General features: G+C 73.7%; 5 protein-coding genes and 1 pseudogene. 2 read left to right on the plus strand and 4 right to left on the minus strand.

What is annotated here, in order from left to right:
• Positions 1 to 65 precede the first annotated feature (65 nt).
• Together ABZ404_RS38265 and ABZ404_RS38270 are read right to left on the minus strand one after the other, a co-directional pair.
• Positions 66 to 2,645: an FtsX-like permease family protein gene (locus ABZ404_RS38265; protein ID WP_358835701.1), complete on the minus strand. Its 2,580-nt coding sequence runs from the start codon at positions 2,643 to 2,645 to the stop codon at positions 66 to 68.
• Positions 2,642 to 3,430: an ABC transporter ATP-binding protein gene (locus tag ABZ404_RS38270; RefSeq protein WP_358835702.1), complete on the minus strand. Its 789-nt coding sequence runs from the start codon at positions 3,428 to 3,430 to the stop codon at positions 2,642 to 2,644. The genes ABZ404_RS38265 and ABZ404_RS38270 overlap by 4 nt, the downstream gene beginning before the upstream one ends.
• Positions 3,431 to 4,067: 637 nt before the next feature.
• On the opposite strand from ABZ404_RS38270, the gene ABZ404_RS38275 reads away from it, so the two are divergent.
• Both ABZ404_RS38275 and ABZ404_RS38280 read left to right on the plus strand, forming a co-directional pair.
• Positions 4,068 to 4,400, plus strand: coding sequence for a DUF485 domain-containing protein (locus tag ABZ404_RS38275; protein WP_358835703.1), 333 nt, complete (start codon positions 4,068 to 4,070; stop codon positions 4,398 to 4,400).
• Positions 4,397 to 5,995, plus strand: coding sequence for a cation acetate symporter (locus ABZ404_RS38280; protein ID WP_358835704.1), 1,599 nt, complete (start codon positions 4,397 to 4,399; stop codon positions 5,993 to 5,995). Before ABZ404_RS38275 ends, ABZ404_RS38280 begins: the two co-directional genes overlap by 4 nt.
• A gap of 169 nt (positions 5,996 to 6,164) precedes the next feature.
• Here ABZ404_RS38280 and ABZ404_RS38285 read toward each other — a convergent pair whose 3' ends face one another.
• Together ABZ404_RS38285 and ABZ404_RS38290 are read right to left on the minus strand one after the other, a co-directional pair.
• Positions 6,165 to 7,067, minus strand: coding sequence for a cellulose-binding protein (locus tag ABZ404_RS38285; RefSeq protein ID WP_358991632.1), 903 nt, complete (start codon positions 7,065 to 7,067; stop codon positions 6,165 to 6,167).
• Between the two features lie 246 nt (positions 7,068 to 7,313).
• Positions 7,314 to 8,948 (minus strand): annotated as a pseudogene (locus tag ABZ404_RS38290) (SUKH-4 family immunity protein); the annotation flags it as partial.
• Positions 8,949 to 9,042: the final 94 nt, after the last annotated feature.

A 9,042-nucleotide genomic window follows, 5' to 3' on the forward strand; every position in this document is an offset into this window, starting at 1 on the left:
ATGAAGCGGCCCCGGAGAGTCCGTGCGGACTCCCCGGGGCCACCCCGCCGACCCCCGTACGGCGGCTACTCGCTCGCGATCGCTCCGAGCACGTTCATGCGGCCCGCCCGGAAGGCGGGGACCAGGGCGGCGAACAGACCCACGAACGCCGACCCGACGAAGACGGTGAGGATCGTCGGCCACGGGATGTCCAGGACGCCGAGACCCTCCAGGGCCAGCAGCTTCTGCGCGGTCGTCCCCCAGGCCATGCCGAGGCCGAGGCCCAGCAGGGCGCCGAAGAGGGCGATCACCACCGACTCCAGGCGGATCATCCGGCGCAGCTGGCGGCGCGAGAGGCCGATGGCGCGCATCAGGCCGATCTCCCGGGTCCGCTCGACCACCGACAGGGCCAGCGTGTTCACCACACCGAGCACCGCGACGATGATCGCGAGGGCCAGCAGGCCGTAGACGATGTTCAGGAGCTGGCCGATCTGGTCCTTCAGGTCCTTCTTGAAGTCCGTCTGGTCCTGCACCTTGTACTGCGGGTACTTCTTCAGCGCGTCCTTCAGGGCCGCGTAGGCCTCCTTGGCCTTGCCGTCCTCGGCCTTGGCGAACATGATCATGTTCTTCGGCACCCGGTCGGCGGGCAGATAGCGCTCGGCGGTCGTGACGTTGGTGTACATCGCGCCCTTGTCGACGTTGGTGTCGTCCGAGGTGATCGCCGCGACCTTCAGATGGGCCGTACGGCCGCCCTTGAAGGCGACGGTCAGCGTGGAACCGACCTTCACGCCGTGGTCCCCGGCGAACTTGTCGCCGACCGACATCGCGTCCTTGCCGTACGCCTCGGAGAGCTTGCCGGAGACCGTCTCGCGCCGCAGGTCCTCGGCGTAGGTCGGGCTGGCGGCGGCGAGGTCCTCGTCGCCGGTCTTCCCGTCCGGGGTGGTGATCTTCACGTCCACCGACTTGTAGTCGGTGACGTGGGCGATGCCCGGGGTCCTGCGCAGGGCGTCGGCGGCCTGCGGCACGATCGGCCGGCCGTCGTTGCCGCCCGACTGGACGATGAAGTCCGCGCCGACCGACTTGTCGAGCTCGGCGGTGGCCGAGGCCACCATCGAGGAGCCGACCACGGCGAGGCAGGCCACCAGGGCGAGTCCGATCATCAGGGCCGCGCCGGTCGCTCCCGTACGCCGCGGGTTGCGCAGCGCGTTGCGCTCGGCCATCCGGCCGACGGGGCCGAACATCCGGAGCACCAGGACGCTGATCACCCGCACCACACCGCCCGCGAGCAGCGGGCCGATGACCACGAAGCCGATGAGCGTGAGCACCACGCCGAGGGCGAGGACGCTCGCGCCGGAGCTCGCCTTGTCGGCGTGGGCCGCGGCGTAGAGCGAGGCGGCACCGGCGCCGGTGAGGACCAGGCCGATGATCGCCCGGATCAGGCCCGCCTTGCCGTCGGCCGGCGTACCAGCGTCGCGCAGGGCCGCCATGGGCGAGATCTTGCCCGCCCGGCGGGCCGGGAGGTAGGCGGCGAGGACGGTGACGACGATGCCGAGCAGCATGCCGACCACGGGGGTCGTCCACTTGACCGTGAGGTCGTCGGTGGACAGCTCCAGACCCATCGAACCCATGATCTTCATCAGGCCGACGGCCAGACCGACGCCCGCGCCGACGCCGAGGACCGAGCCGAAGAAGCCGAGCAGCAGCGCCTCGACCAGGACCGAGCGGTTGACCTGCTTGCGGCTGGAGCCGATGGCCCGCATCAGACCGATCTCGCGGGTGCGCTGGGCGACCAGCATCGAGAAGGTGTTGATGATCAGGAAGATGCCGACGAGGAAGGCGATTCCGGCGAAGCCGAGCATCGCGTACTTCATCACGTCGAGGAAGGAGCCGAGCGAGTCGCGGCCCGATTCCTTGGCCTCGGCGGCGGTCTCCAGCTTGTACGTACCGGCGCCGAGCCGGGCGGCGACGTTCTGCTTCAGCTGCACGTCGCTGACGCCCTCGGCGGCGGTGAGCGAGACGTTGGTGAACAGGCCGGTGCGGCCGAGCAGTTCGCGCTGGGCGGTGGCGGTGTCGAAGTAGACGATCGCCGCGCCCGGGTTGGTCACCTTGAAGGAGGCGATACCGGTGATCTTCGCCGTGAAGTCGCCGGTGACCGCGATGGTGCGCAGCTCGTCGCCGATCTTCAGGTCGTGCTTGTCGGCGGTGTCGGCGTCGACCATCATCTCGGTCGGCCCGCGCGGGGCGTGGCCGGAGGTGATCTCCATCGCCTTGAGGTCGTTGCCGGTCCAGTTGGCGGCGATCGTGGGGCCTCCGTTGGAAGACCCCATGTTCTTGTTCTCGGAGTTCACGACTGTGACGCTGGAGCTGGAGACGCCGCCCTCGGCGGACTTCACCCCGGCGGCGCCGCGCGCCTTCTCCAGGACCGAGGCGGGCAGCGTCTCGGGCCGGCCGGTCTGCGGGCGGTCGTCGGCCTTGGCGTTCTTCGGGCTGACGGTGACGTCGGCGGCGGTGGCCGCGAAGAGCTTGTCGAAGGTGGTGTTCATGGTGTCGGTGAAGACGAGCGTGCCGCACACGAACGCCACCGAGAGCAGGACCGCGACGGCCGAGAGGGCCATCCGTCCCTTGTGCGCGAGGAAGTTGCGCATCGAGGTCTTGAGCACGGTCATGACGTCCGTCCCCGCGCGTCGAAGTCCTTCATGCGGTCGAGCACGGCTTCCGCGGTCGGGCGGAACATCTCGTCGACGATCCGGCCGTCCGCGAGGTAGAGCACCCGGTCCGCGTACGAGGCGGCGACCGGGTCGTGGGTGACCATCACGATGGTCTGGCCCAGCTCGTCGACCGAGCGGCGCAGGAAGCCGAGGACCTCGGCGCCCGCGCGGGAGTCCAGGTTGCCGGTCGGCTCGTCGCCGAAGATGATCTCGGGCCGGGCCGCGAGGGCGCGGGCCACCGCGACGCGCTGCTGCTGACCGCCGGAGAGCTGGGTGGGGCGGTGCTTGAGCCGCCCGGCGAGCCCGACGGTCTCCACCACGCGGTCCAGCCACTCCCGGTCGGGCTTGCGGCCCGCGATGTCCATGGGGAGCGTGATGTTCTCCAGCGCGTTGAGCGTCGGCAGCAGGTTGAACGCCTGGAATATGAAGCCGATGCGGTCGCGGCGCAGCTGCGTGAGCTTCTTGTCCTTGAGGCCGGTGATCTCGGTGTCGTCCAGGTAGATCTGTCCGCCCGTCACCGTGTCGAGCCCGGCCAGGCAGTGCATCAGCGTGGACTTGCCGGAGCCCGACGGGCCCATGATCGCGGTGAACTGCCCCCGCGCGATGTCGACGTCCACGTGGTCGAGGGCCACGACGCGGGTCTCGCCCGACCCGTACGCCTTGACGACCTGGCGCGCCCGAGCCGCGACCGCCGTTTGCCCTCCAGTGCCCCCGTGCCTGGGAATGGTCACAGCCGTTGTCACGGTTCTTCTCCTCGTTGCGAGTCAGTGCGTCCAAGCGCCGGTGGCTCGGCTCGTCCGGTGATCCCGGAGCCTCGTCGCCGCCGCGTGTCGTGCGTACGTCTTGAGTCTGGCGATCGAGGACGCCCGGCACCCTGGTGCCCGGCGGTGTCTTGAGTGGGGGGTTAGCCCCACCTCCCACCTGCGGCCCCCCGCAGCCGCTCGATGTAGGACCACGTTAAAGAACCGCTCCCCCTCTTCTCGTCCTCCGCCAGGACGAACGCCCCCTGCCCTGAAGTAGGGAGGAACCCGTAGGGGCTCTCCACCCCAGGGCTGAGTCCCGTCGGGGGCGTCTCCACCCGGACGCGCTCTGTCGCCGCTCAGGGCGGGGGCGAGGGGGTGGAGACGGGTGGTCCGGGTCGGCGGGCGGGCGCGGCGGTGCTGCGGCGTGTCGGCCGCTCGGGCGCTCGCGCGGTTCCTCGCGCTCCTCCGGGCCCCGGCGCCTGGGTGCGGGGACGCGAGAGAAAACTTACCCACGGTAACCAATCCACCCGCCGAAATTTTCCTCCCAAGGGCTCCCCAGCCTCCATACCGACCGGTAAGTTCGCCGCCACCCACCAGCGCTTCCGGCTCCCCGTCCCCCCTCTGCAAGGAGCAGCCGATGACGCACCACCACCCCTCTCCCGGCCTCCCCCAACTCCGGTCCGCCTACCGTCTGTTGCGACGCGTCTCCACCCTCACCGCCCTCGGCTACTTCGTCCTCTTCCTGCTCCTCTCCGGGTACGCCCCCGGGCTCCTCTCCCGGCACATAACCGGCGGCCTCACCGCCGGACTGCTGCTCGGCCTCTGCCAGTTGCCCGTGACGCTCGCCGCCGCGGCCGTGTACGAGTGGACCGCCCAGCGCACCGTCGACCCGCTCGCCGCGGCGCTGCGGCACCGGGCGGCACAGCGGCCGGCGCACTCCCGCCGGTACACGGACGGAGGCCCCCGATGACCGAATTCGCCTCCGACGCCCGGGCCATGTCCCTGGTCGCGTTCATCACGGTGATCACCGTGACCCTGCTCCTGTGCGTGATGACCGCGCCCGACCGCGACGACCTCGGCGAGTTCTACACCGGCTACCGCTCGCTCTCGCCGCTGCGCAACGGCCTGGCCATCGCCGGGGACTACGTCTCGGCGGCCACCGTGCTCAGTACGGTCGGCGTCATCGCGCTGACCGGGTACGACGGTCTCGTCCTCACCCTGAGCACCGCCCTCTCGCTCGTGCTGCTGATGTTCCTGCTGGCCGAACCGCTGCGCAACGCGGGGAAGTTCACCATGGGCGACGCGTTCGCGCGGCGGGCGCCCGGGCCCGCCGTCCGGGTCACCGCGTGCCTGGTCACGCTCGCCGCGCTGCTGCCGCTGATGGTGGTCCAGCTGGCCGGCGCGGGCGACCTCATCGCGTTCGTCCTGGGCTTCGACACCGCGCGGTTCAAGACCGGCTGCGTCGTGATGCTCGGGCTGCTGATGATCGGCTACGCGGCGATCGGCGGCATGAAGGGCACGGCGTTCATCCAGGCGGTCAAGACCGTCGTCCTCGCACTCTCCTCGCTCACCGTCGCCGCCCTGGTCCTGAACCGGTACGGCTGGAGCCCCGGGCGTCTGCTCGGCGAGGCGGCGCGGGGCAGCGGCGCGGGTCCGGCGTACCTCTCCTCCGGGCTCCAGTTCGGCGGCGACGCGCTGGACATGGTCACTTCGCAGCTCACGGTGGTGATCGGCGCGGCCTGCCTGCCGCACATCACCATGCGGATGTACAGCGCCCGCAGCGCCCGCGCGGTGCGGCGCTCGCTCTCCTGGGCGGTCTCGGCCGTCGTGGTGATCTGCTTCGCGCTGATCGTGATCGGCTTCGGCGCGGCGGCCGTCGTGGGCCGGCGCGCCCTCACCGCGGCGGACCCGCAGGGCAGGACGTCCATCCTGCTGACCAGCCAGGCGCTCGTCGGCCCGCACGCGTCGACGGCCGGCACCCTGCTCTTCACCGCGGTCGCCACCGCGATCTTCATGACGCTGCTGGCCTCCATCTCGGGGATGACCCTGGCGTGCGCCAACTCCCTCGCCCACGACCTGGTCGCGCACGCGGTGCGCGGCCGGACCGGGGTGCGGGACGCCACCGAGACGAACACGGCCCGGGTCGCCGCGCTCGCCGTCGGCGTCCCGGCGATCGCGCTGGCGACGGCGGCCCAGAGCCACAACCTCCAGCCGCTGGTCACCCTCTCGTTCTGCCTGGGCGCGTCCGCCCTGGCCCCGGCCCTGGTCCTCAGCCTGTTCTGGCGCCGCTACACCCGGGCCGGGCTGCTGTGCACGCTGATCGGCGGCACGCTCTTCACGGTGGTGGTGATGACGGGCACGAAGCTGGTGTCGGGCTCGCCCCAAGCCGTCTTCCCCGCCCATGACTTCGCCTGGTTCCCGTTCACCACGACCGGCATCGTCTCCATCCCGTTCGGCTTCGCGGTGGGCTGGCTGGGCACGGTGCTCAGCCGCCGTGACGTCTACGCCCAGCGGCAGCGGTACGAGGCGGTGGAGGGCTGGATCCTGGCGGGCGCACGGCGCTGACGCGTGGGGCCGGGCTCCCGACGAGTCGGGATCGGGGCCCGGGGTCCGGGCGGACGGGCCCTTCCGGGCCGGGGGCCGCGGCGGCTCAGCCGCCCAGTCCTCCGGGACCCAGGTCGCGTCGCCCCGGCCCTGCGGCCCTGCCGCCCCCGGGCCCCGGGGCTCCGCCGGATCAGCCCTCCGCCGGTGCCCGCCCCGTCAGCCCCGCCAGGCTGCTGCGTACGTGCGCCATGTGCGCGACGGCCTCCTCCCGGGCCTGGGCGTGCTCCCGCAGCACCCGTTCGGTCTCGCGCGCGATCCGCTCGGCCCGCACCCGCGCCGCCGCGACCAGCTCCGCGGCCCGCGCGTCGGCGTCCTCCTGGCCGTGGCGGGCGGCCTCCCGCTCCTCGGCGAAGGCCCGCTCCGCGTCGGCCAGGGCGGCTTCGGCCCGGGTGGTCAGCTCGGCGTGGCGGGCGTCGAGCTCCGCCTCCCGCGCGGCCGTCTCCCGGTCGAGGGCCTCGAAGCGCGCGGTGTGCTCGCGCTCCTGCTCGGCCCGCGCGGCCCCGGTCCGCTCGCGCACCTCGCGCAGCGCGTCCGCCGCCTCGGCGCGCCACTCGTCCGCCTCGGCCCGGGCCTTCCCGCGGTGCTCGTCGGCGCTCGCCCGGGCCGCGAGCAGCAGGTGCCGCGCCCGCTCCTCGGCCTCGGCGCGGACGGTGTCCGCGTGCTCGCGGGCGCGTTCGCGCGCCCGGCGCCCGGCGGCGTCGGCCGCGTCCCGTACGGCCGCCGCCTCCTCCTGGGCCGCCGCCCGTACGGCGTCGGCCTCCTCGACCGCGAGGGCGTACAGCGCCTGGGCCCGGCGGCCGAGCGCCTCGTACGACTGCGGGCCCAGCGCCGCGGCCCGGTCGCGCAGGGCGGCCGCCTCCGCCTCCATGCGCTTGGCGAGGACGGTGAGCCGCGCCGCGCGCTCCCACGCGGCGTCGCGCTCCTCGCCGAGGACGCCCAGCCGGTGGTCGACCTGGTCGGTCCGGTAGCCCCGGCCGCCCCGCACGACGGCGATACCCCGGGGTGACTGCGGTGGTTCGGGCGCTGCACTCATCGTTGACGTCCTCCGACCTCTCCGGCTTGTCCGGGGCACATCCTGCTGGATCGAAGCGAAGTGGTCATAACGCGACACTCCGCCCATCCACAACGGCCAAGGATGCGTCAACTGCCGTCAGGACCGGAAGCCGTACGGGAACGGAGGCCGGAACGGCGACGAGGCGCCCGCCGCGCGGTGCGGCGAACGCCTCGTCCTGTCAACGCACTTCCCTACGTACGGATACGTACGCCGTCGGCCGCCGGCTCAGAGCAGCCCGTCCCAGAACTGCTCCAGCAGCACCGACCACCAGCTCTCGGGCGAGGCCAGCGCCGCCGGGTCGAGCGCGGCGAGCTGCGCCTGGAAGTCGACCGTCCAGCGGCCCGCCTGCTCGGGGTTGAGCCCGTAGCGCAGCCGCCACATCCGCCCGAGCAGCGCCATGCAGCGGACGAACTCGGGCAGCCCGGAGTTCACGAACTGCGGCGGCACGGACTGACCGCCCGGGCCCGCCTCCACCGGCACCGCGACAATGTGCGCGGTGCCGTACTGGACACAGATCGCCCGGCCGAAATCGGAGCCCATGACCAGGTACGAGCCCGCGTCCGGGGCCGCCTGCACCTGCCGCTGGGCGGCCAGTTCGGCGAGGGTCGGGACCGGCTGGCCGGGCACGGCCTGCGCCCAGAAGAACGGCCCGAAGTCCACCGGCAGACCCGCCCACACCAGCGTCACCGCGACGGCCTCGGGCACGCCCTGGCGGGACACCGCCCGCTGGTCGAAGCGGAAGACGCCCTGCGGCCCGAAGGCACCGGCCAGCTCGTGCGCCACGCCCTCCGGGGGCAGCGGCGGCGCGGGCTGCACCTGCGGCAGCGGCGCGCGCACCGGCTGCGGCCGGGCGGGACCGTCCGCCACCTGTGCCAGCTCCCCCTGGTGGGTGAGCAGGTGCTGGACGCCCTGGCGGCGGGAGGCGTGGTCCGTGCCGTACGGGGCGACGGAGGTGATCCGCACCTGCGGCCAGGTCTCCCGGATCATCCGCGCGCAGTAGCCGCCGGGCAGCTCGCACGACGCCAGCTCGGTGTGCAGCTCCAGGACGTGGTCCGGCGGCACGTTCATCTGGCGCAGCTCGTGGAAGATCTGCCACTCGGGGTGCGGGATGCCGGGCGCCGAGCGCCGGATGAGCTGCTGCTCGGACCCGTCGGCGGCGCGGTAGCGCAGCACGGCCTGGTACCCCGGCCCCACGGTCGGCACCCCGGTGGGCTGCTGCGGATAGCCGTACGCGGGCGGCCTCGGCGGCTGCGGCGCGCCCGGCCCCATCTGGGCGGGCCCGGCGAGCATGGTGGCCGCGTGGTGGACGCCACCGGGACCGGCGGGAGCGCCGGGCATCCCGGGCGCACCGGGAGGCTGCGGCGCGCCCGGCACCCCGGGCGGCCCGGGAGGCTGGGGCGCGCCGGGCCGCCCACCGGCCCCGAGCTGACTGGGGTCGGCGAGCATCGTCGCGGCGTGGTGCGCACCGCCACCGGCGCCGGGCACACCGGGCGCACCGGGGGGCTGCGGCGCGCCGGGCACACCGGGCGGCCCCGGCGGCTGGGGCGCGCGGGCGGCACCGGGGGCGCCGGGCGGCCCGGGAGGCGCGGGCGGCTGGGGACCGGACCCGAGCTGACTGGGGTCGGCCAGCATGGTCGCGGCGTGGTGCACGCCCCCGCCCGGCGGCGGCGGCGTGGGCGGCCCGGCGGGCTGCGGCCCCTCGGGCCCGAGCTGCGAGACCAGCTGCGTGGGTACGTAGGCGGGCGCCCCACCCGGCCGCGCCCCCGGAACCCCGGGCTCCCCGGGCGGCGGCGGAGTACTCCCCCGCGCCCCACGCGGCGGAGCGGCCTTACTGGTGGCGGCGTCGGCGATGTCGGCGGCGACGGCAGCGTCACCGTGGCGTCGACGGTGGGGCGCTGCCCCGCGTCGGCGGGGAAGACCCAGTACAGGTAGTCACCGCTGGAGGCGGTCGCCG

The organism is Streptomyces sp. NPDC005878 (genome assembly GCF_040629815.1).
Taxonomy (GTDB): domain Bacteria; phylum Actinomycetota; class Actinomycetes; order Streptomycetales; family Streptomycetaceae; genus Streptomyces.